Source organism: Amycolatopsis sp. 505, assembly GCF_031625235.1.
In the GTDB taxonomy this organism is placed as follows: domain Bacteria; phylum Actinomycetota; class Actinomycetes; order Mycobacteriales; family Pseudonocardiaceae; genus Amycolatopsis.
The window spans coordinates 297,759-318,354 of the sequence record NZ_JACKQP010000009.1 but is presented as its reverse complement, the minus strand read 5'-3'; the positions used below and the strand labels follow the sequence as shown (position 1 = coordinate 318,354).

General features: G+C 72.4%; 16 protein-coding genes. 11 read left to right on the top strand and 5 right to left on the bottom strand.

The features are described 5' to 3' along the window. The first annotated feature begins 80 nt into the window (after positions 1-80). Genes gcvP through H5965_RS32335 form a run of 6 tightly spaced genes read left to right on the top strand, consistent with a single transcriptional unit; the run spans position 81 to position 8,051 of the window. On the top strand, positions 81-2,912 hold the full coding sequence (gcvP, locus tag H5965_RS32360; protein ID WP_310974765.1) for an aminomethyl-transferring glycine dehydrogenase: 2,832 nt from the start codon (positions 81-83) through the stop codon (positions 2,910-2,912). Between the two features lie 4 nt (positions 2,913-2,916). Continuing rightward, positions 2,917-4,008: a glycine cleavage system aminomethyltransferase GcvT gene (gene gcvT, locus H5965_RS32355; RefSeq protein WP_310974571.1), complete on the top strand. Its 1,092-nt coding sequence runs from the start codon at positions 2,917-2,919 to the stop codon at positions 4,006-4,008. Positions 4,009-4,019: 11 nt separating this feature from the next. Further along, positions 4,020-4,397: a glycine cleavage system protein GcvH gene (gene gcvH, locus H5965_RS32350; RefSeq protein WP_310974570.1), complete on the top strand. Its 378-nt coding sequence runs from the start codon at positions 4,020-4,022 to the stop codon at positions 4,395-4,397. Beyond that, positions 4,397-5,671 carry a serine hydroxymethyltransferase gene (glyA, locus tag H5965_RS32345; protein ID WP_310974569.1) on the top strand — a complete coding sequence of 425 codons (1,275 nt, stop codon included), beginning with the start codon at positions 4,397-4,399 and terminating at the stop codon, positions 5,669-5,671. Before gcvH ends, glyA begins: the two co-directional genes overlap by 1 nt. Then, positions 5,668-6,669 carry a lipoyl synthase gene (gene lipA, locus H5965_RS32340; RefSeq protein ID WP_310974568.1) on the top strand — a complete coding sequence of 334 codons (1,002 nt, stop codon included), beginning with the start codon at positions 5,668-5,670 and terminating at the stop codon, positions 6,667-6,669. Before glyA ends, lipA begins: the two co-directional genes overlap by 4 nt. 14 nt (positions 6,670-6,683) lie before the next feature. Then, the gene (locus tag H5965_RS32335; protein ID WP_310974567.1) at positions 6,684-8,051 is read left to right on the top strand and encodes an L-serine ammonia-lyase; all 1,368 of its coding nucleotides are present in this window, start codon (positions 6,684-6,686) and stop codon (positions 8,049-8,051) included. On the opposite strand, the gene H5965_RS32330 is transcribed toward H5965_RS32335, so the two are convergent. After that, positions 8,038-8,292, bottom strand: coding sequence for a hypothetical protein (locus tag H5965_RS32330; protein WP_310974566.1), 255 nt, complete (start codon positions 8,290-8,292; stop codon positions 8,038-8,040). The genes H5965_RS32335 and H5965_RS32330 overlap by 14 nt on opposite strands. An 84-nt stretch (positions 8,293-8,376) precedes the next feature. Here H5965_RS32330 and H5965_RS32325 point away from each other — a divergent pair, with 84 nt between their 5' ends. Together H5965_RS32325 and H5965_RS32320 are read left to right on the top strand one after the other, a co-directional pair. Continuing rightward, on the top strand, positions 8,377-9,096 hold the full coding sequence (locus tag H5965_RS32325) for an FCD domain-containing protein (RefSeq protein WP_310974565.1): 720 nt from the start codon (positions 8,377-8,379) through the stop codon (positions 9,094-9,096). A 77-nt stretch (positions 9,097-9,173) separates the two neighbouring features. Further along, entirely contained in the window at positions 9,174-11,024 is a 1,851-nt protein-coding gene (locus H5965_RS32320; protein WP_310974564.1) for a transglycosylase domain-containing protein, read from the top strand. Position 11,025: 1 nt separating this feature from the next. Here H5965_RS32320 and H5965_RS32315 read toward each other — a convergent pair whose 3' ends face one another. Beyond that, entirely contained in the window at positions 11,026-11,682 is a 657-nt protein-coding gene (locus H5965_RS32315; RefSeq protein ID WP_310974563.1) for an O-methyltransferase, read from the bottom strand. 72 nt (positions 11,683-11,754) lie between these two features. Here H5965_RS32315 and H5965_RS32310 point away from each other — a divergent pair, with 72 nt between their 5' ends. After that, a complete protein-coding gene (locus tag H5965_RS32310) occupies positions 11,755-13,077 on the top strand; it encodes a PLP-dependent aminotransferase family protein (RefSeq protein ID WP_310974562.1) in 1,323 nt (440 codons plus the stop codon). 95 nt (positions 13,078-13,172) lie between these two features. Continuing rightward, positions 13,173-14,318, top strand: coding sequence for an NAD(P)/FAD-dependent oxidoreductase (locus H5965_RS32305; RefSeq protein ID WP_310974561.1), 1,146 nt, complete (start codon positions 13,173-13,175; stop codon positions 14,316-14,318). Here the strand turns inward: H5965_RS32305 and H5965_RS32300 are convergent. The 3 genes from H5965_RS32300 to H5965_RS32290 form a co-directional block, all read right to left on the bottom strand. Further along, a complete protein-coding gene (locus tag H5965_RS32300; RefSeq protein WP_310974560.1) occupies positions 14,315-16,093 on the bottom strand; it encodes a hypothetical protein in 1,779 nt (592 codons plus the stop codon). The two genes, H5965_RS32305 and H5965_RS32300, sit on opposite strands and share 4 nt — an antisense overlap. A 664-nt stretch (positions 16,094-16,757) precedes the next feature. Beyond that, positions 16,758-18,737: an SDR family oxidoreductase gene (locus H5965_RS32295; RefSeq protein ID WP_310974559.1), complete on the bottom strand. Its 1,980-nt coding sequence runs from the start codon at positions 18,735-18,737 to the stop codon at positions 16,758-16,760. 59 nt (positions 18,738-18,796) lie between these two features. After that, complete coding sequence (locus H5965_RS32290; RefSeq protein ID WP_013223722.1) at positions 18,797-18,997, bottom strand: hypothetical protein; 201 nt, start codon at positions 18,995-18,997, stop codon at positions 18,797-18,799. Positions 18,998-19,202: 205 nt separating this feature from the next. On the opposite strand from H5965_RS32290, the gene H5965_RS32285 reads away from it, so the two are divergent. Next, complete coding sequence (locus H5965_RS32285) at positions 19,203-20,426, top strand: FAD-dependent oxidoreductase (protein WP_310974558.1); 1,224 nt, start codon at positions 19,203-19,205, stop codon at positions 20,424-20,426. The last annotated feature ends 170 nt before the right edge of the window (positions 20,427-20,596 follow it).

Sequence of the window (20,596 nt, the reverse complement as noted above, 5' to 3'; positions counted from 1 at the left end):
CAGGCGGTGAAACTCTCAGGTGCCATGACAGAGGGGGAGTTCCCAGCGCACCGGTGTGCGCCCGGCCCGAGGAGCTCCCGATCACTTCCACGCAGTTCGACGCCCGCCACATCGGCCCGTCCGAGGCCGAACGCGCGAAGATGCTGGCCGAGTGCGGTTACGGCAGTCTGGACGCCCTCGTCGGCGCCGCCGTCCCGAGCGCCATCCGCGCCACCCGTGACCTGCGGCTCCCGCCCGCCGCGTCCGAAGAGGACGCCACCGCGGAGCTGCGCGCCCTCGCCGCGCGCAACCGGCCGATGACGCAGATGATCGGCCTCGGCTACTCCGACACCGTGACCCCCGGCGTGATCCGCCGGAACGTCCTCGAGAACCCCGCCTGGTACACCGCGTACACGCCCTACCAGCCGGAAATCTCGCAGGGCCGCCTCGAAGCGCTGCTCAACTTCCAGACGATGGTCGCCGACCTGACCGGCCTGGCCACCGCGAACGCCTCGCTGCTGGACGAGTCGACCGCCGTCGCCGAGGCCGTCACGCTGATGCGCCGCGCGTCGAAGTCGAAGTCCAACAAGGTCGTCCTGGACGCCGAGTGCCTGCCGCAGACCATCGCCGTCGTGCGGACCCGCGTCGAGGCCCTCGGCATCGAGGTCGAGGTCCGCGACCTGCTGACCGGCCTGCCCGAGGACTTCTTCGGCGTCGTCGTCCAGTACCCGGGCGCGTCCGGCGTGCTGCGCGGCCGCGGCTTCTACCACGCGATTTCCGAGTCGGCGAAGGCCGCGGGCGCGCTGTTCACCGTCGCCGCCGACCTCCTCGCGCTCACCCTGATCACTTCGCCCGGCGAGTTCGGCGCCGACGTCGCCGCCGGGTCGACGCAGCGCTTCGGCGTCCCGCTCGGCTACGGCGGCCCGCACGCCGGGTACATGTCCGTCCGCGCCGGGCTCGAGCGCTCGCTGCCCGGGCGTCTGGTCGGCGTCTCGGTCGACGCCGACGGCAACTCCGCCTACCGGCTCGCGCTCCAGACGCGTGAGCAGCACATCCGGCGCGAAAAGGCGACGTCCAACATCTGCACCGCGCAGGTGCTGCCCGCCGTGCTGGCCGCGATGTACGCGGTCTACCACGGTCCGGACGGCCTGAAGAAGATCGCCCAGCGCGTCCACGGCCTCGCCGCGGGCTTCGCCGACACCCTCCGCCAGACCGGCGTCGACGTCGTGCACGAGTCCTTCTTCGACACGGTCGTCGCACACGTTCCCGGACAGGCCGCCGAGGTCCACGCGGCCGCCCGCGAGGCCGGGATCAACCTCGGGCACGTCGACGCCGACCACGTCCGCGTCGCGTTCGACGAGGTCAGCACCCCCGCCATCGCCGCGAAGGTCCTGAAGGCGTTCGGTGTCGAAGGGGACCTGGAAGACGGCGTCGCGCTGCCGAACGGACTGGCCCGCGAGAGCGGCTTCATGGGCCACGAGGTCTTCGGCACCCACCGCTCCGAGACGGCGATGCTGCGCTACCTGCGCAAGCTGTCCGACCTGGACTACGCCCTCGACCGCGGCATGATCCCGCTCGGCTCCTGCACGATGAAGCTCAACGCCACCACCGAGATGGAGCCGATCAGCTGGCGCGAGTTCGCCGGCATCCACCCGTTCGCCCCGGCCGAAGACGCCGCCGGGTACCACGAGCTGGTCGGGCAGCTGGCGGGCTGGCTGGCCGAGGTCACCGGCTACGACAAGGTGTCGCTGCAGCCGAACGCGGGCAGCCAGGGCGAGCTCGCCGGGCTGCTGGCGATCCGCGCGTACCACCGCGCCAACGGCGACGAGGCCCGGGACGTCTGCCTGATCCCGTCGTCCGCGCACGGCACCAACGCCGCGTCCGCGGTGCTGGCCGGGATGCGCGTGGTCGTCGTGAAGTGCACCGACGAGGGCAACGTCGACCTGGCCGACCTGCGGTCCAAGGTGGACACCCACCGGGACACCCTCGCCGCGATCATGGTCACCTACCCGTCCACGCACGGCGTGTACGAGCACGACATCGACGAGCTGGCGAAGATCGTCCACGACGGCGGCGGCCAGGTGTACGTCGACGGCGCGAACCTCAACGCCCTGCTCGGCCTGGCCAAGCCGGGCGAGTTCGGCGGCGACGTCTCGCACCTCAACCTGCACAAGACGTTCTGCATCCCGCACGGCGGTGGCGGCCCGGGGGTCGGCCCGGTCGCGGTGCGCGCGCACCTCGCGCCCTACCTGCCGAACCACCCGCTGCTGGAGGCGGCCGGCCCGGAAACCGGCGTCGGCCCGATCAGCGGCGCTCCCTACGGCTCGGCGTCGATCCTGCCGATCTCCTGGGCCTACGTCCGGATGATGGGCGCGCCCGGCCTGACCGCGGCCACGGAGGTCGCCGTGCTGGCCGCGAACTACGTCGCCTCGCGCCTGGCGCCGCACTACCCGGTGCTCTACACGGGCCAGGACGGCCTGGTCGCGCACGAGTGCATCCTCGACCTGCGCCAGCTCACCAAGGAGACCGGCGTGACGGTCGACGACGTCGCCAAGCGGCTCATCGACTACGGCTTCCACGCGCCGACCATGTCGTTCCCGGTCGCGGGGACGCTGATGGTCGAGCCGACCGAGTCCGAGGACCTGGGCGAGATCGACCGGTTCTGCGACGCGATGATCGCCATCCGCGCCGAGATCGACGACGTGGCCAACGGCAAGTGGAGTGCGGAGGAATCGCCGCTGCGGGGCGCCCCGCACACCGCGGAGACGCTGGTCGGCGAGTGGGACAAGCCGTACAACCGGGAGCTGGCCGTGTACCCGGCGGGTGTTTCGCGCAAGAACAAGTACTGGCCCCCGGTGCGTCGCATCGACGGCGCCCGCGGCGACCGTAACCTCGTGTGCTCCTGCCCGCCCCTCAACGCTTACGAAGGCTGAACCCGTGTCACACGAAACCTCCCTGCACGGAGTCCACAAGGGACTCGGTGCGCTGTTCACCGACTTCGCCGGCTGGTCCATGCCGGTCCGCTACGCCAGCGAGCTGGCCGAGCACAAGGCCGTCCGCGAGGCCGCCGGGCTGTTCGACCTCTCGCACATGGCCGAAATCCACGTCACCGGCAAGCAGGCGGCCGACGTGCTGGACTTCGCGCTGGTCGGCAACCTCACCGGGGTCAAGCCGGGCCGGGCGCGGTACACGATGATCTGCAACCCCGAAGGCGGCGTCCTCGACGACCTGGTCGTCTACCGGCTGGCCGACGAGCACTACCTGGTCGTCGCGAACGCGGGCAACGCGCAGGTCGTGGCGGACGCCCTGGCCGAGCGGGTCGCGGGCTTCGACGCCGTCGTGGCCGACAAGTCCGAGACCACCGCGCTGATCGCCGTCCAGGGCCCGAAGGCCGTCGAGATCCTGGGCGCGGTGACCGACGCCGACCTGGACGCGCTGAAGTACTACGCCAGCGTCCCGGCGAGCGTGAAGGGCCACGACGTCCTGCTCGCCCGCACCGGCTACACCGGCGAGGACGGCTTCGAGCTGTTCGTCGACGCCGACGAAGCCCCGGCGCTGTGGCGGCTGCTGATGGAGGCGGGGGAGCCGCACGGCCTGGTGCCGGCCGGTCTCGCCTGCCGCGACACGCTGCGCCTGGAAGCCGGGATGCCGTTGTACGGCAACGAACTCACCGTCGAGCAGAGCCCGTTCGAGGCCGGTCTCGGCCGGGTCGTCAAGTTCGAGAAGCCGGGCGACTTCGTCGGTCGCACGGCCCTCGAGGAGCGGTCCAAGCAGGACGTCCCGCGCGTGCGGGTGGGGCTGAAAGGCGCCGGTCGCCGAGCCCCGCGGCACGGTTACCAGGTGCTGGCCGACGGCACCGGGATCGGGGAAGTGACCAGCGGCGCCCTGTCGCCCACGCTGGGTTACCCGATCGCCATGGCGTACGTCGATCGGGCGTACGCCGAGCCCGGCACCGAGCTCTCCGTCGACATCCGGGGCAGGATCGAGCCCGTCGAGGTCGTCGCCCTGCCCTTCTACTCCCGCGCGTAAGGACTTCCCCTGTGAGCATCCCCGAGAACCTGCAGTACACCAAGGAACACGAGTGGCTGAAGGTCGAAGACGGCGTCGCCACCGTCGGCATCACCGCCTTCGCTGCCGAGTCGCTCGGTGACATCGTGTTCGTCCAGCTGCCCGACGCGGGCTCGGCGATCACCGCCGGCGAGGTGTTCGGCGAGGTCGAGTCGACCAAGTCGGTCAGCGAGCTGTACGCGCCGGTCTCCGGCGAGGTCGTCGAGGTGAACGGCACCACATCGGACACCCCCGAGGTCATCAACTCCGACCCGTACACCGAAGGATGGCTCCTGAAGGTGCGTCTGACCGGGGACGTGCCGGACCTGCTCGACGCCGCCGCCTACGCCGCGCACACCCAGGAGAACTGATGACGACTTTCGACGCCCCCCTCGCCGACGTCGACCCCGAGGTCGCCGCGGCCGTCGCGGACGAGCTGAACCGCCAGCAGTCGACCCTGGAGATGATCGCCTCCGAGAACTTCGCCCCGGTGGGCGTGCTCGAAGCGCAGGGCTCGGTGCTGACCAACAAGTACGCCGAGGGCTACCCGGGCCGCCGCTACTACGGCGGCTGCGAGCACGTCGACGTCGTCGAGCAGCTCGCCATCGACCGCGCGAAGGCCCTCTTCGGCGCCGAGCACGCCAACGTCCAGCCGCACTCGGGCGCGCAGGCCAACGCGGCCGCGATGTTCGCCGTGCTCAAGCCGGGCGACACGATCCTCGGCCTCGACCTGGCGCACGGCGGCCACCTGACGCACGGGATGAAGATCAACTTCTCGGGAAAGCTCTACAACGTCGTCGCCTACCACGTCGATAAGGAGACCGGGATCGTCGACCTGGCCGAGATCGAGCGGCTGGCCGTCGAGCACCAGCCGAAGCTGATCATCGCCGGCTGGTCCGCCTACCCGCGTCAGCTCGACTTCGCCGAGTTCCGCCGGATCGCGGACCAGGTCGGCGCCAAGCTCATGGTCGACATGGCGCACTTCGCCGGGCTGGTCGCGGCCGGCCTGCACCCGTCGCCGGTGCCGCACGCCGACATCGTCACCACGACCACGCACAAGACCCTCGGCGGCCCGCGCGGCGGCCTCATCCTGTGCCGCGAGGAACTGGCGAAGAAGATCAACTCGGCGGTGTTCCCGGGGCAGCAGGGTGGGCCCCTCGAACACGTCATCGCGGCCAAGGCCGTCGCGCTGAAGATCGCCGCGAGCGACGAGTTCCGCGAGCGTCAGGAGCGCACCCTCGAAGGCTCGCGGATCCTCGCCGAGCGGCTGTCGCAGGCCGACTGCGCTTCGGCGGGTGTCCGGGTGCTGACCGGCGGCACCGACGTCCACCTGGTGCTCGTCGACCTCGTCCAGTCCACTCTGGACGGACAGCAGGCCGAGGACCGCCTGCACGAGGTCGGCATCACGGTCAACCGCAACGCCGTCCCGTTCGACCCGCGCCCGCCGATGATCACCTCGGGCCTGCGGATCGGCACCCCGGCGCTGGCCACCCGCGGCTTCCGGGCCGAGGACTTCACCGAGGTCGCCGACGTCATCGCCGAGGCGCTCAAGCCGGACTTCGACGACGCCGTGCGGGCCAAGCTGCGCGACCGCGTCGAAACCCTGGCCGAGAAGCACCCGCTGTACGCGGACCTCGCGCGATGAGCGCCCAGCCCGAAGGCCGGAAGCTGCTGCGTCTCGAGGTGCGCAACAGTGAGACGCCGATCGAGAAGAAGCCGTCGTGGATCAAGACGCGGGTGCGGATGGGGCCGGAGTTCACCGAGCTCAAGGGTCTGGTGCGTCGCGAGGGTTTGCACACGGTGTGTGAGGAGGCCGGTTGTCCCAACATTTACGAGTGCTGGGAGGACCGGGAGGCGACGTTCCTGATCGGTGGCGATCAGTGCACCCGGCGGTGTGATTTCTGTCAGATCGACACCGGTAAGCCCGCCGAGCTGGACCGCACCGAGCCTCGGAAGGTCGCCGAGTCGGTGCAGGCCATGGGCTTGCGGTACTCCACGGTGACCGGTGTGGCGCGGGACGACCTTCCCGATGGTGGCGCCTGGCTGTATGCCGAGACGGTCCGCCAGATTCACGCGTTGAACCCCGGCACCGGCGTCGAGCTGCTGATCCCGGACTTCAACGCCGACCCCGCACAGCTGGCCGAGGTGTTCGGGTCGCGGCCGGAGGTCCTGGCCCACAACGTGGAGACGGTGCCGCGGATCTTCAAGCGCATCCGTCCCGGGTTCCGCTACGCGCGTTCCCTGGAAGTCATCACGAAGGCGCGTGAGGCCGGTTTGGTGACGAAGTCGAATCTGATCCTGGGCATGGGTGAGACCCCGGACGAGGTGGCGCCGGCGATGCAGGACCTGGTGGATGCGGGGTGCGAGATCTTGACGATCACGCAGTATCTGCGTCCGTCGCCGCGGCATCACCCGGTGGATCGGTGGGTCAAGCCGGAGGAGTTCGTGGAGCACTCCCGGGCGGCCGAGGCGATGGGCTTTGCCGGTGTGATGGCGGGGCCGTTGGTGCGCTCGTCCTACCGCGCGGGACGGCTCTACGCCCAGACCAAGCGTCACCGCGGAGAAGAGCTGCCGGAGAACCTGGCCCACCTCGCCGACCAGGGCCCGGCTTCGCAAGAGGCCAGCTCGCTGCTGGCCCGATAGGAAGGGGCGGATCAATGGCGATCAGCGTCTTCGACCTGTTTTCCATCGGCATCGGCCCGTCGAGCTCCCACACCGTCGGGCCGATGCGGGCGGCACTGACCTTTGTGGACGGACTCGGCGACGACCTCCCGCGGACGTCCCGCGTGCAGGCCGAGCTGTTCGGCTCGCTCGGCGCGACCGGCTTCGGCCACGGCAGCGACAAAGCCGTCCTGCTCGGGCTGTCGGGCGAGCGTCCCGAAGAGATCGACACCGACACCGTGCCCGTCCGCATCGCGGAAATCCGCGAGTCCGGGCGGCTGCGCTTGGCCGGCACGCACGAGATCGCGTTCGACGAGGACAACGACCTCACCATGCACCGCCGCAAGTCGCTGCCCGCGCACCCGAACGGCATGGTGTTCCGCGCGTTCGACGCTTCGGGCGCGCTGCTGCGCGAGCGGACGTACTACTCGGTCGGCGGCGGTTTCGTCCGCGACGAGTCGTACGAGACGGACACGGTGTTCGTCGAGGACTCGACGCCGGTGCCGTACCCGTTCCGCACGGGGGCCGACCTGCTCGCGCACTGCGCGTCGACGGGCTTGCCGATCAGCGAGATCATGCTGGCGAACGAGCTGTCGTGGCGGTCCCGCGAGGAAGTGCGGTCCGGGCTGCTGGACATCTGGGCGGTCATGGCGGAGTGCGTCCGCAACGGCTGCACGCACGAAGGCGTCCTGCCGGGCGGCCTGAAGGTCCCGCGGCGGGCGCGGGCGCTGCACGAGAAGCTCCTGGCGGAGGACGGCGCGGACGACCCGTTGTACGCGATGGACTGGGTGAGCCTGTACGCCCTCGCCGTCAACGAGGAGAACGCGGCGGGCGGGCGCGTGGTGACGGCCCCGACCAACGGCGCGGCGGGCATCATCCCGGCGGTGCTGCACTACTACCAGCGCTTCATCCGGCATTCGTCGGACGACGGCATCGTGACGTTCCTGCTGACGGCGGGCGCGATCGGCTCGATCCTCAAGCAGACGGGCTCGATCTCGGGCGCGGAGGTCGGCTGCCAGGGCGAAGTGGGCTCGGCGTCGGCCATGGCGGCGGCAGGGCTGACGGAGGTGCTCGGCGGCACGCCGGCCCAGGTGGAGAACGCGGCGGAGATCGGGGTGGAACACCACCTGGGGCTGACGTGCGACCCGGTCGGCGGCCTGGTCCAGATCCCGTGCATCGAGCGCAACGCGGTGGGAGCGTCGAAGGCGATCCACGCGGCCCGCATGGCCATGCGCGGCGACGGCAGTCACGTGGTGACGCTGGACAAGGCGATCAAGACGATGCGCGAGACGGGCGCCGACATGAGCGTGAAGTACAAGGAAACCGCGCGTGGCGGCCTGGCGGTGAACGTCATCGAGTGCTGACGCGGCGGGGTCGGTCTCGGCGGTCGTCCGGCTCGACGGCCAGCTTCAAGCCGACTTCGACCAGGCGCCAGCCCAGTTGCTGCTTGCGGGTTCCCGGGTGGCGGCTCGGCGTCGCGCGGCCCGGTGGGCGGTTCTGCACGCCGTGGCGCAACTCGTTCTCTCGTTCGTGGACCAGATCTTCGGCCATCAGGAAGTGCACCGGATCGCCCCCTGCGTCGATGTTCGGTGTCGGTGGTTCCATCGTCGCCGAGAGTGCCCACCGGGGCCACCGGTTTTCCGGACCGCGAACACAGGGTGATGGCCGGGCAGCGCCTAGACTCGCGGGATGGAGTCGACCTCGGTGGTGAATGCCGGCGAAGCGCTGTTCCGGCCGGTCCGCACCGGCAACGCCTTCGAGGAGACCGTTGAGCGGCTGCTGCAGGCCATCCGGCTGGGCGTCGTCGGCGCGGGGGAGCGGCTCCCCTCCGAACGCGAGCTCGCCGAACGGCTCGGCGTCAGCCGCGTCACGCTGCGCGAGGCCATCCGGGCGCTCTCCGACGCCGGTTACGTCGAGTCACGGCGGGGGCGGTACGGCGGCACGTTCGTGCACGACACCCTGCCCGCTCCGCCCGAGCCCGGCGGGAAGGTCGACACCGTCGCGCTGGAAGACGCGCTGAGCCTCCGCTACGTCCTCGAGACCGGCGCCGCCGAGATGGCCGCCGCGCGGTCGCTGAGCCCGGCCGACCGGCAGCACCTCACCGGCACGCTCGCCGAGGCCGCCGGCGCCGACCTCGACGACTACCGCCGCAAGGATTCCCGGCTGCACCTGGCCATCGCCGAGGTGACCGCGTCCGGCTCGCTGACCACGGCGATGGCCGACGCCCGCAGCCGCGTCAACCAGCTGCTCGACCGGATCCCCCTGCTCCCGCCCAACCTCGAGCACTCCAACGCCCAGCACGAAGCGATCGTGGACGCGATCCTGGCCGGCGACGCCCCCGCCGCGCGCCGCGCGATGGCCGAGCACATCGAGGGCACCGCCTCGCTGCTGCGCGCCTTCCTGTCCTGATTTCGACAGTTTCGATCTTCACAGGATTCGAACAACCTGCCGCAGAACCTTCTCACCCGTTCGGCCGTCATCCATTCGTGACCTTGGCGACCGAGGAAACCGAAGAAGAAGACAAGCCCCGCTCCCCGAAGTGGCGCCGCGTCCGGCGGATCACCGGCTGGACGCTCGGCGCCCTGATCGGCGGCCCGCTGATCGCCTTCTGGATCGCCTACCTGGTGCTCGACGTCCGCAGCCCCCAGGAGGTCCTGGCCGGGCTCGACAAGACCGTCGTCCTGAAGTACGCCGACGGGTCCGAGCTGCTCAAGGTGATCCCGGCCGACGGCGACCGGATGTTCGTCCCCTACTCCCGGGTGCCCGCGAAGCTGCGCGACGCCATCATCGCCACCGAGGACCCGACCTTCTGGGACAACCAGGGCTTCGACCCCACCGGCATCGGCCGGGCGTTCCTCACCGGCGTCGGCGGCGGCTCCGGGATCACCCAGCAGTACATCAAGAAGTCCACCGGCGACGAAGACGCGACGCTCGGGCGCAAGTTCGCCGAGCTCGTGCTGGCCACGAAGATCACCCAGGAACAGGGCAAGGAACAGATCTTCGAAAGCTACGTCAACATCATCTCCTTCGGCCGCGGCACGTTCGGCCCCGCCGCGGCGATGAACGCCTACTTCGGCAAGAAGCTCGACGACTCCATCACGTGGAGCGAAGCCGCCTTCCTGGCCGGGATGATCCAGTCCCCGTCGGTGCACGACCCCGCCGCCTCGGGCGACCTCCACGCCGCCCGGCGCTGGCAGTACGTGCGCGACAAGCTCGTGAGCCGCGGGTACGTCAAGGACGGCGAACCGATGGCCTACCCCGGCCCCGAGATCCAGCCGCCGTCGGAGACCCGCGCCGGCCGCGTGACCTACGACGAGTTCCACGTCAAGCAGCAGGTCCTCGCCGAGCTGGAGCGGGACGGCTTCCCGCTCGGCCGGCTCCAGCAGGGGAACATGACGGTCGAGACGACGCTGGACCGCAGCCGCCAGGACGCGGCGAAGAAAGCCCTGCGGGACAGGCTGAACGGCGAGCCGAAGGAGTTCCGCGGGGCCGTCGTCGCGATCGACCCGGCGACCGGCGCCGTCCGCGCCTACTACGGCGGTGACCAGGGCGTCCGCGACTACGCCGGAACCCCGCACGCGCTCGGCACGGCGTTCCACCCGTTCACCCTCGCCGCGGCGCTGGGCCGCGGCTACGTTCCGGACCAGCCGATCCCGTCGCCGTCGAAGCTGGAGTTCCTCGGCGAGAACTTCCAATACCCGGACGTCTGCGGCCCGAAGTGCACCCTGCGCTCGGCGATGGAAACGCACGCGGACGGCCCATTCATCGAGCTGGCGAAGCGGCTGGGCCCGGAGGCGCTGAGCGACGCCGCGCGCCGGGCCGGGATCCCGGACGCCGTCGACGGCGTTCCGACCCTGCGCGAAAAGGACGGCTTCCTGATCGGGGCGGGGATCGCCATCGGCCGGTACCCGCTGCGGCCGCTGGACGTCGCCGGCGCGTACGGGACCTTCGCCGCCGGAGGCCGGCGGGCCACCCCGCACCTGGTCGAGAGGGTGCGTGACGAAAACGGCGCGGTCGTCTGGGAAAACCCGGACACCGCCCGCCCGGCGTTCGGCGACGACGACACGAGCCGCCGCGTCGCCGAGGAGGTCACCTCGACCCTGCGCACGGACGGCCCGGCGGCGCTGCGCACCGGCGAGGCCGAGCACGGCAACAGCCCGGACTACCAGGACGCTTGGGCGGTCGGCTACACCCCGCAGCTGGCGACGGCGGTCTGGATCGGCTCCGACGACGACCGCCGCCTCAAGGACGCGAGCGGCCGCAAACTGACCGGCGACACCGTCCCGGCCGACGTCTGGCGCGCCTTCACCGCGACGGCCGCTCGCCCACCGCGGTGAGTCAGCGGACGAGGGCCAGCACGAACCCGTCGTGGCCCTTGCCGCCGACGGTCTGGACGGCGGTGGCGTCGATCCGGTCCTCGGCGGCCAGCAGCTCGAACATCTCGCGCGCGCCGCGGACGTTCGGGTCGTCGCTGCCCGCGTCGGCCACCCGGCCCTGGCGGACGACGTTGTCGACGACGATCGCCGTGCCCGGGCGGGCGAGCGAGAGCGAGGCGCGCACGTAGTTCGCGAGGTTGACCTTGTCGGCGTCGATGAAAACGAAGTCGAACGGCCCGGTCAGCGTGGGCAGCGTGTCGAGGGCCGCGCCGACGCGGATGTCGACGACGTCCTCGCCGAAGCCCGCCCGCGCGAGGTTGGCCTTCGCGACTTCGGCGTGCTTCGGCTCGTATTCGCAGGTGACGAGCTTGCCGCCGGCCGGCAGGGCGCGGGCGAGCCAGATCGTGCTGTACCCGCCGAGCGTGCCGATCTCCAGGATCGTGCGCGCCCCGGCGAGGCGCGCCAGCAGGTTGAGCAGCTTGCCCTGGTTGGGCGCGACGGCGATCTGCGGCAGCCCGGCGGCGTCCGCGTCGGCCAGCGCCGTGTCGAGCACCGGGTCGGGGGCGAGCAGCGCGCCGGCGAGGTAGTCGTCGACGTCGGTCCAGTTCTGGTCGGTCATGGCACCTCCACCGTCAATCTAGCCCGGATGGGATCATGCCGGTCGAGGAGAAACCGCGGCGGGAAGGTGACCATGGACGACTACCGCGTCGTCGCGGACGCCATCGCCGCCGACATCGAGGCCGGCCGTCTCCGCCCCGGCGACCGGCTCCCGCCCCAGCGGCGCTTCGCGCGGCAGCGCGGCATCGCCGGTTCCACCGCCGCCCGCGTCTACGGCGAGCTCGTCCGGCGCGGCCTGGCCGTCGGCGAGGTCGGGCGCGGCACCTTCGTCCGCGCGGCGAAACCGCCGCCCGAACCCGCGCTCGCCGAGCCCGGCGGCGCCCGGGTCGACCTCGAACTCAACTTCGCCGTCCTGCCGGAGGAGTCCGCGAAGCTGGCCCGCGCCCTGGAACCGTTGCTGCGCGACGATGTCCTGACGGCGGCCCTGCACCCGATCGGCGCGGCGGGCACCCCGGTCGCCCGCGAGGCCGCGGCCGGCCTGCTCGCCCGCGGCGACTGGCGCCCGGACCCGGCGACGATCCTGTTCACCGGCAACGGCAGGCAGGCACTGGCGGCGGCGATCGCCGCGTTCGTGCCGGTGGGGGAGCGGCTCGCGGTGGAGTCGCTGACGTACCCGGTGGTGAAGGCCCTCGCGGCGCGACTCGGCGTGGAGCTCGTGCCGATCGAGACCGACGAGTCGGGGCTGGTGCCCTCGGCGCTCGCCGCGGCCGGGCCGGTGCGCGCGCTCTACGTCCAGCCGACGCTGCACAACCCGCTCGGCACGACGATGCCGCCGCAGCGCCGCGCCGAGCTCGCCGAGGTCACGGGCCGCCTGGACCTGCCGGTCATCGAAGACGGCATCTACACGTTCCTCCGCGACGACGTCCGCCCGTTCGCCGCGTACGCGCCGGAGCGCACGGTGTTCGTGGACAGCCTGTCCAAGCGGGTCGCGCCGGGCTTGACGGCGGGGTTCCTGGTGACGCCGCCGGCCTGGACGGCCCGGCTGGCGTCGTCGGTGCGCTCGGGCGCCTGGGGGGTGTCCCGGTTCGCCGTCGAGGCGGCGACGCAGTGGATCGTGACCGGCACCCTGGCGGAGATCGAGGCGGCGAAACGCCGGGACGCGGCCGCGCGCGCGACCGTGGTGGCGGAGAAGCTCCCGGGCCTGCGCGGCGACCCGGCGTCGTACCACCGCTGGTGGGAGCTGCCGGAGCAGTGGCGGGCGGAGACGTTCGTCGCGGCGGCGGCCCGGCGGGGGATCGCGCTGTCCCCGGCGGCGGCGTTCGCGGTCCTGCCCGGCCACGCGCCGAACGCGGTGCGGGTCGCGGTGTCGGCCCCGCCGCCGGCGGCCCTCGCGTCGGCGCTCGACGTCCTGGCCGGGCTGGCCGGCGGCAGTCCCGACGACCTGCTCGCCGACTGACAGCGCCCGCCAGCGGCGTGCCAGCTCCGTGTGCGGTCCGCGCCAGTGATCTTCGCCAGCCTTCGGGAGTCGCACCGCAACCCGAAGGAGCACGCATGCACGTCACGATCATCGGCGCCGGCCTCGGCGGCCTCACCCTCGCCCGCGTCCTGCACGTCCACGGCATCGCCGCCGACGTCTACGAAGCCGAGTCCTCCCCGGCGGCCCGGATGCAGGGCGGCATGCTCGACATCCACGACTACAACGGGCAGCTCGCCGTCGAGGCGGCCGGGCTGACGGCCGAGTTCCGCGGCCTGGTGCTGGAGGGCAGGCAGGCGATGCGGGTGCTCGACCGGCACGGGACCGTGCTGGCCGAACAGGCCGACGACGGCACCGGCGGCCGTCCCGAGGTGCAGCGCGCCGACCTGCGGCGGATGCTGCTCGACGCGCTCCCGGCCGGCACTGTCCACTGGGGACACAAGGTGACCGGGGCCCGCGCCCTCGGCGACGGCCGGCACGAGGTGACCTTCGCCGGCGGCCGCACCGCCGTCACGAGCCTCCTGGTCGGCGCGGACGGTGCCTGGTCGAAGGTCCGGCCGCTGCTCACCGGCGTGGTGCCGGAGTACGTCGGCGAAGCCTTCGTCGAGAGCTACCTGTACGACGCGGACACCCGGCACCCCGCCGCCGCGAAGGCGGTGGGCGGCGGCTCGCTGATGGTGCCGTCGGTGGGCAAGGGCATCCACGCCCACCGGGAGAGCGGGGACACGCTGCACACCTACGTGTCGCTGACCCGGCCGCTGGCGTGGTTCGACGCGATCGACTTCACCGACCCCGCCGCGGCCGCCGCCCGGGTCGCGGCGGAGTTCGACGGCTGGGCCCCGGAACTCACCGCGCTGATCACCGACGGCGACACCCCGCCCGTCCTGCGGCCGCACTACACCCTGCCGGTCGGGCACCGGTGGGCGCGCGTGCCGGGGGTGACGCTGGTCGGCGACGCGGCCCACCTCATGCCGGCCAACGGCGAAGGCGCCAACCTCGCCATGCTCGACGGAGCCGAGCTCGGCCTGGCCCTCGCCGCGCGCCCCGGCGCGGTCGAAACCGCGCTCGTGGAGTACGAGGAAGCCATGTTCCCGCGCAGCGCCAAGGTCGGCGAGGAGGGAAGGCGGTTCGAGGAACTGCTAGCCGGGGCCGGCGAGGACGACCTCGCGCGGGTCCTGGCCGACGCGTTCCGGGAGTTCACCGGCGCGGTGCGGGAGTCCTAGGGGGCGTACTTCCCGACGAAGCTGCCGCAGGTGACGGCCCGGCCGGTGAGCCGGGCCTGGATCGCCTTCTCCAGCCCGAGGTAGTCGAACACCGGCGTGTCGGCCGGGATCGACTCCGGGACCGGGCCGCCGGTCGCGAGCATCCGGATCGAATCCGTCTCGAACAGCACCAGGTAGCCGCCTTCGCGGTTCAGCTCGTCCGCCGTCGCGAGCATGCGCTCGGGCGCGTCGCCGACGATCTCCAGCGGCAGCGGCCATTCGAGGGGGAACGGGTTGCGCAGGCCGAACGCCGGGTAGGCGAACGGGCTGTCCGGCAGGATCGCGGTCCGCGCGGCCGGGAAGCGGTCCAGGCAGTCGCGGATCTGCCGGACGAAGGTGAACGTCGAGGGGTTCGTGCGGATGCCCGCCATCGCCGGGGTGACGGCGCCGAGGTCCTCGGTCAGCCGGTCGTGGCTGACGTCGAGGTAGGCGGCCTGGTCGTGGCGGGCGACGACGACCCAGCCGCAGACCGCCACCGCGGTCAGGCCGGCCGTCGCCGTCACCCAGCGGGGCACCGGCCGCGGGCGGGGCGGGACCAGCTGGCCCAGCAGCAGCAACGCCGTCAGGGCCAGGGTGCCGGTGAGCAGCGTCGGTGTGTCGTTGCCCCAGGACAGGCTGGTCATGAACCCGGTGGCGAGCACGAGCAGCCCCGCCCACGGGACCTTCCGCCGGACGGCCGCGTTCACCGGCACGCTGACCGCGACGATCCACCACAGGACGTCCGCCCAGCGCGAGGAGCCGGTGAACCGGCCGTCGACCACGGTCCACACCACCGCCGTGGCCCCGGCGAGCACCAGCACCCAGGACGCCACCCGCCCGGCCACGCCGAGCCGGTCGCCGGGCAGCCGGACGGCCAGCAGCACCACGGCGATCGCGGCGAAGAAGCCCAGCTCCCGCACGGGGGCCTTGGTCAGCACCTCCGGGTCGTCGAGCCAGAGGCCGAGCAGCCGCTCGCCGTACGCGGGCACGCCGCCGGTGACCTGCTCGACCATCTCCGTGAAGCCGCCGCCGAGGCTCACCCACGCCACGTACGCCAGCCCGGGCGCGCCGAGCGCGAGGAGGTCGAGGACGAACCGGACCGCGCGGCGCGTGCCCGCCCGCGTCGCCGGGTGCAGCACCAGCCAGACGACGCCGATCACCGCGGCCAGCGCGAAGCTCTGCTTGACGAACACCGCGCAGCCGAGCAGCACCAGCCCGCCGCGGCGGGCGAGCGCGCGGCCGCCGCGCAAGCCCGCGTCCAGGGCCCAGGCGCCGCACGCGGTGAGGAAGATGCCGTCCACGGTGTGCCAGGCCATCAGCGGGAAGGCGTTGAGGTTGATCAGCGACGCGGCCGCGACCAGCGCCGTCATCCCTGGGCCCCAGTCCAGCACCCGGCGCCGGGTGACCAGCGTGGCGAACGCGATCGTGGCCACGATGATCTCGATCATCGACAGGAAGCTGGAGCCGAAGAACAGCGGCATCGGCAGGGCGAAGTCGGCGACGTGCAGCACCGCGGACCCGAGCGGGCGGGCGGAGATGATGTCGGCGTGCGGGACTTCGCCGTGCAGCACGCGCCACGCCTGGGCGAGGATGAAGCCCTGGTCGGAGGGGTGGAAGCCGAAGCGGCCGACGCGCAGTTCGGTGGCCAGCGCGAGCAGTACCACCCAGCCGGCGTGAATGCTCCCGCGCAACAGCGGCCGGGTCTGCCGGGCGGGCGCCGGCGGCGTGGCGACGTGCGCAGGACTCGCCACGTCCACGCCCCGCCCGCCTTCCACTCCCGATCACGCCCGGGAAACGATGGTAGCGGCCGGGACCCGCACCCGGCGGACCGGTGCGAACGCCACCCGGCAGCCGTGGGGTGAGCGCCACCCCGGGCGCTGTTTGGCGAGCGCCACCCCGGGAGCTGTGGGGCGAGCGCCACCCCGGGCGCTGTTTGGCGAGCGCCACCCCGGGGCGCTGTGGGGTGAGCGCCATGTCGGGCGCCGCGGGGCGAACGCCACCCCGGGGCGCTGTGGGGCGAGCGCCACCCCGGGAGCTGTGGGGCGAACGCCACCCCGGCAGCCCCGGGCGACCTTCCGCCGCGCGGCACCCGCCGGAAGGTCGCGAATGACTCATTCGGGACCTCCGACGCCGCGAATGAGTCATTCGCGGCATCGGGTGCGGCGGAAACCGCCCGCGCGGGCCCGGAACCCGGGCCCGGAAACCGGGGCCGGGCACGCGCCCGGCCCCGGCCGGTGTCACCCGAGGGTGCGCCGCGCGGTGCCGATCACGGCCGTCTTGTCGGTCGTGGTGCTGCAATCGAATACGCTGAATTCCGGCATTCCGAACTCCCCAGTCGAAGCCCGTACGGGTGTACGGGACTCGCGCGAGGGTAGAAGTACCGTCGGGTGCGTGCCACCGTTTCGGCGGAATTCGCGGAAATCAGGCACGACGGCGCCAGATCAGGCGGGTCACCGCCGCCGCGACCGACGCCGGCGCGGACCGGCGGGGCAGGCCGCGCGCCTCGGGCGCGGACTCCGGCATCGCGCGGTAGGCCAGGTGCGCGGCGAACCGGGCGAGCTTCGGCGCGGCGAGCGTCGCCAGTTCGGCGGCGCGGCCTTCGGGGAGGCTGAGGATCTCCGGCCGCTCCTCGCACGCCTTCACCACCAGCGCCGCGGCGCGCTCCGGGCTGCTGGACGGGATTCCGCGGTAGCCGGTCGGGGCGATCATCGGCGTCCGCACCAGCGGCATCCGCACCGACGTGAACGTGACGCCGTCCGAGAGCGTCTCGCGCCCGGCCGTCAGCCCGAACTCCTCCAGGGCCGCCTTCGACGCCAGGTAGGCCGAGAAGCGCGGGGTGTCGGTCTGCAGGCCCTGGGTCGTCACGTTGACGACGTGGCCGAACCGCCGCTGCGCCATCGACGGCAGGAAGCCGAGGATCAGCCGCACCGGCCCGAAGTAGTTGATCGCCATCGTGCGCTCGAAGTCGTGGAACCGCTGCGTGGACAGCGCGACCGAGCGCCGGATCGACCGGCCGGCGTTGTTCACCAGCACGTCCACCGCGCCGTGGTCGGCGAGCACGTCCTTGACCAGCGCGTCGATGGCGTCGCCGTCGGTGAGGTCGCACGGGTACGCCGCGGCGGTGCCGCCGGCCGCGAGGATCTCCGCCCGCACTTCTTCGAGCTCCGACGCGCGGCGGGCCACGAGGATCACCTTCGCGCCCTTGCGGGCCACGACGAGCGCGGACGCCCGGCCGATGCCGGACGAGGCGCCGGTGATCAGCACCGTCCGCCCGGCCAGGCCGTGGGTGCGGCGCGCGCGGTCGGGGTCCAGGTGGTCCTGCCAGTACCGGTAGAGCGGCGCCGCGTAGTCCCGCAGCTCGGGGAGTTCGATGCCGCTGCCGAACAACGCCGTCGTGGTGCGCGCGGTGTCGAAGACGACGTCCATGGTCAGGTGCGGCAGCACGGCCAGCGGGATGCCGAGCTCCTCCAGGACGGCCGCGCGGGCGCCGCGGCCGCCGGGGATGCGGTCGATCCCGGCCGCGGCCGCGTGCGCCAGGCGGGTGCCGGCCCGCCGGACGGCCCCGGACGGCTTTGCCGGCAGCACGGCCCGGATCTTCGGGCCGCCCGCGGCGCGCGCGAAGGCGTTGTAGACGGAGTTGAGCGGCTGCGGGCGCGCGGCGGCGAGGTGGTAGGTCGTCCCCGAAGGCGCGTCCCGGTGCATCAGGTAGTCCATCGCGTCGACGACGTAGTCGACCGGCACCAGGTTCGTCGCGCCCAGATCGGGGGCGGCCAGCGGGAGACGTCCGGGCAGGGCCGCCAGCCGCGAGATGGCCGGCAGGAAGTAGTAGGGCCCGTCGACCTTGTCCATCTCGCCGGTGCGCGAATCGCCGACTACGGCCGACGGCCGGTAGACGCGGAAGGGCAGCGGCTGCTCGCGGACGAGCTTCTCGGCCTGGAACTTCGTCGCGTGGTACGGCGAGCCGAAGCGCTGGCCGAGGTCGAAGTCGGCTTCGGTGAACCGCCCGGCGTGGTCCCCGGCCACGGCGATCGACGACACGTGGTGCACCAGCCCGGCCCGCGCGGCGGCCGCGAAGGCCAGCAGGTGGCGGGTGCCCTCGACGTTGGCGCGGCGGTTGGCCTCCTCGTCGGCGGTGAGGTCGTAGATCGCGCCGAGGTGGACGACGTGGTCGAGGTGGGGGAGTTCGGCGGGATCGGCGCCGAGCCGGGGTTCGGCGAGGTCGCCGAGCACCGGGTGCAGCTTGTCCGCGTCCGGCCAGTCCCGCGCGCAGGTGGCCAGGCGCTCGCGGGAGGTCTCCCGCACCAGCGCGTACACCGCGGACGTCTCCGGCCGCCGCAGCAGCCGGGCGACCAGGCGTTTCCCGATGAAGCCCGTCGCGCCCGTCACGAAGTAGGTCGTCATGGCCGGTCCCTTCTCGTCGGGCCCGACTCTAACCTACTGAAAAGTAGGAACGGTAGTTGTCAGCTTTCTTCCTCATCGGCCGTCGCGACGACGGCGTCCCGCAGGGCGGCTCGCAACCGTCCGACGTCGAGCGGCCCGAGCACCGCCGCCTCGCCCGGCGGTGCGACCAGCACCACCTTGTCGTTGCTGACGAACACCGTCACATCCCGGCGCCGGCCGGCCAGATCCCGGCAGCCGATCGACCACTCGCCCCGACTCATGGTCGCCGCCCTCGCTTCCCTTGTCGTGGTCGTGCTCCGTGCGAGGGTGGGAGCGGCCCCCGGCGTCGCTATGACGCGCGTTCACCCGATCTGCCTACTCGCGGGTTTTGTCTTGCGCTTTCCGGATTTTCGGCGTAGCCACGGCTCGTGGTGCGGCCGGTTCGCGAGTAGCGTCCGGTCCGGGAGCCGTCTTACGGAGGTCTGGATGTCGGAACCGCGGAAGATCGTCATCGTCGGTGCGGGCCTGGGTGGGGCCTCCGCGGCGGCTGCGGTGCGCGAACGCGGTTACAGCGGCGAAATACTGTTGCTGGGCTCGGATCCGCACCGCCCGTACGAGCTGCCGCCGCTGTCGAAGGGCGTCCTGCTGGGCAACGCCGACGAACCCGACTGGGTGCACGAAGAGAAGTTCTACGCCGAGAAGGACATCCGCTTCAGCGCCGGCGTCACGGCGACCCGCGTCGAGCTGGGCGCCCGCCTGGTCCTCGACGACGCGGGCGGCGAGCACCGCTACGACCGGCTGGTCCTGGCGACCGGCTCCAAGCCGCGGCAGCTCCCGGTCCCCGGCGGCGACCTGCCCGGGCTGTACACGCTGCGCACCCTCGACGACTCGCTCAAACTGCGGTCGGCGTTCGCCGCGGCCGAGCGCGTGGTGATCGTCGGCGCCGGCTGGATCGGCTCCGAGGCGGCCGCGGCGGCCCGCACGCACAACGCGGAGGTGACGGTCGTCGACCCGGTGCCGGTGCCGCTGGCGAACGTGGTCGGCGAGACGGTCGGCGGGGTGTTCCGGGACCTGCACGTCGCCAACGGCGTGCACTACCGCCTGGGCGAGCAGGTCGCGGAGATCACGGGCGGCCCGGACGGCGTCCGCGGCGTGCGCCTCGGCAACGGCGAAGAGCTGACGGCGGACGTGGTCCTGATCGCGGTGGGCGCGGTGCCGAGGGTGGAGCTGGCCCACGCGGCGGGCCTGGAGCTCGCCGACGACGGCGGAGTGGCGGTGGACGCGGGCCTCCGCACGGCGGCCCCGGACGTCTACGCGGTGGGCGACATCGCGGCCCACTTCCACCCGCGGTTCGGCCGCAGGGTCCGCGTCGAGCACTGGGCGAACGCGAAGGACCAGGGCACGCACGTGGCGCAGAACCTGCTGGGCGAGAACGAGCCGTTCCTGGCCTCGCCGTACTTCTTCACCGACCAGTACGACCTGGGCTGCGAGTACCGAGGCCTGGCGGACCCGGCCGCGGACGAGCTGGTGATCCGCGGCGACCTGGCCTCCCGTGAGTTCACGGCATTCTGGCTGCGCGACGGCGAAGTGGCGGCGGCGATGAACGTGAACATGTGGGACGACGGAGACGCCCTGGGAGCCCTGGTGGACGGCCGTCAGAAGGTGACGGCGGACCAGCTCAAGACGGCGGACCTGGCCTCACTGGCGTAGCGCCGAAGCGGGCCGCGGCAGAGAGCAAACCGCAGGACAACACCCAGACCCCCCGCAACCCCGATCCGAAGCCAGAACACGGCCGGCGGCACCGGGTCAAGGCACGCTTTCCCGCCTTGACGCGGTGCTGACGGCCGTAGTCACAATCAGGCTTCGGGGTGGCGGGGAAC

Coding starts and splice junctions, on each gene's coding strand:
- H5965_RS32285 (WP_310974558.1), top strand. CDS start 19,203: ATGTCGGAACCGCGGAAGATCGTCATCGTCGGTGCGGGCCTGGGTGGG.
- H5965_RS32325 (WP_310974565.1), top strand. CDS start 8,377: ATGGAGTCGACCTCGGTGGTGAATGCCGGCGAAGCGCTGTTCCGGCCG.
- glyA (WP_310974569.1), top strand. CDS start 4,397: ATGACGACTTTCGACGCCCCCCTCGCCGACGTCGACCCCGAGGTCGCC.
- H5965_RS32305 (WP_310974561.1), top strand. CDS start 13,173: ATGCACGTCACGATCATCGGCGCCGGCCTCGGCGGCCTCACCCTCGCC.
- H5965_RS32330 (WP_310974566.1), bottom strand. CDS start 8,292: ATGGAACCACCGACACCGAACATCGACGCAGGGGGCGATCCGGTGCAC.
- H5965_RS32290 (WP_013223722.1), bottom strand. CDS start 18,997: ATGAGTCGGGGCGAGTGGTCGATCGGCTGCCGGGATCTGGCCGGCCGG.
- H5965_RS32335 (WP_310974567.1), top strand. CDS start 6,684: ATGGCGATCAGCGTCTTCGACCTGTTTTCCATCGGCATCGGCCCGTCG.
- H5965_RS32315 (WP_310974563.1), bottom strand. CDS start 11,682: ATGACCGACCAGAACTGGACCGACGTCGACGACTACCTCGCCGGCGCG.
- H5965_RS32310 (WP_310974562.1), top strand. CDS start 11,755: ATGGACGACTACCGCGTCGTCGCGGACGCCATCGCCGCCGACATCGAG.
- H5965_RS32295 (WP_310974559.1), bottom strand. CDS start 18,737: ATGACGACCTACTTCGTGACGGGCGCGACGGGCTTCATCGGGAAACGC.
- lipA (WP_310974568.1), top strand. CDS start 5,668: ATGAGCGCCCAGCCCGAAGGCCGGAAGCTGCTGCGTCTCGAGGTGCGC.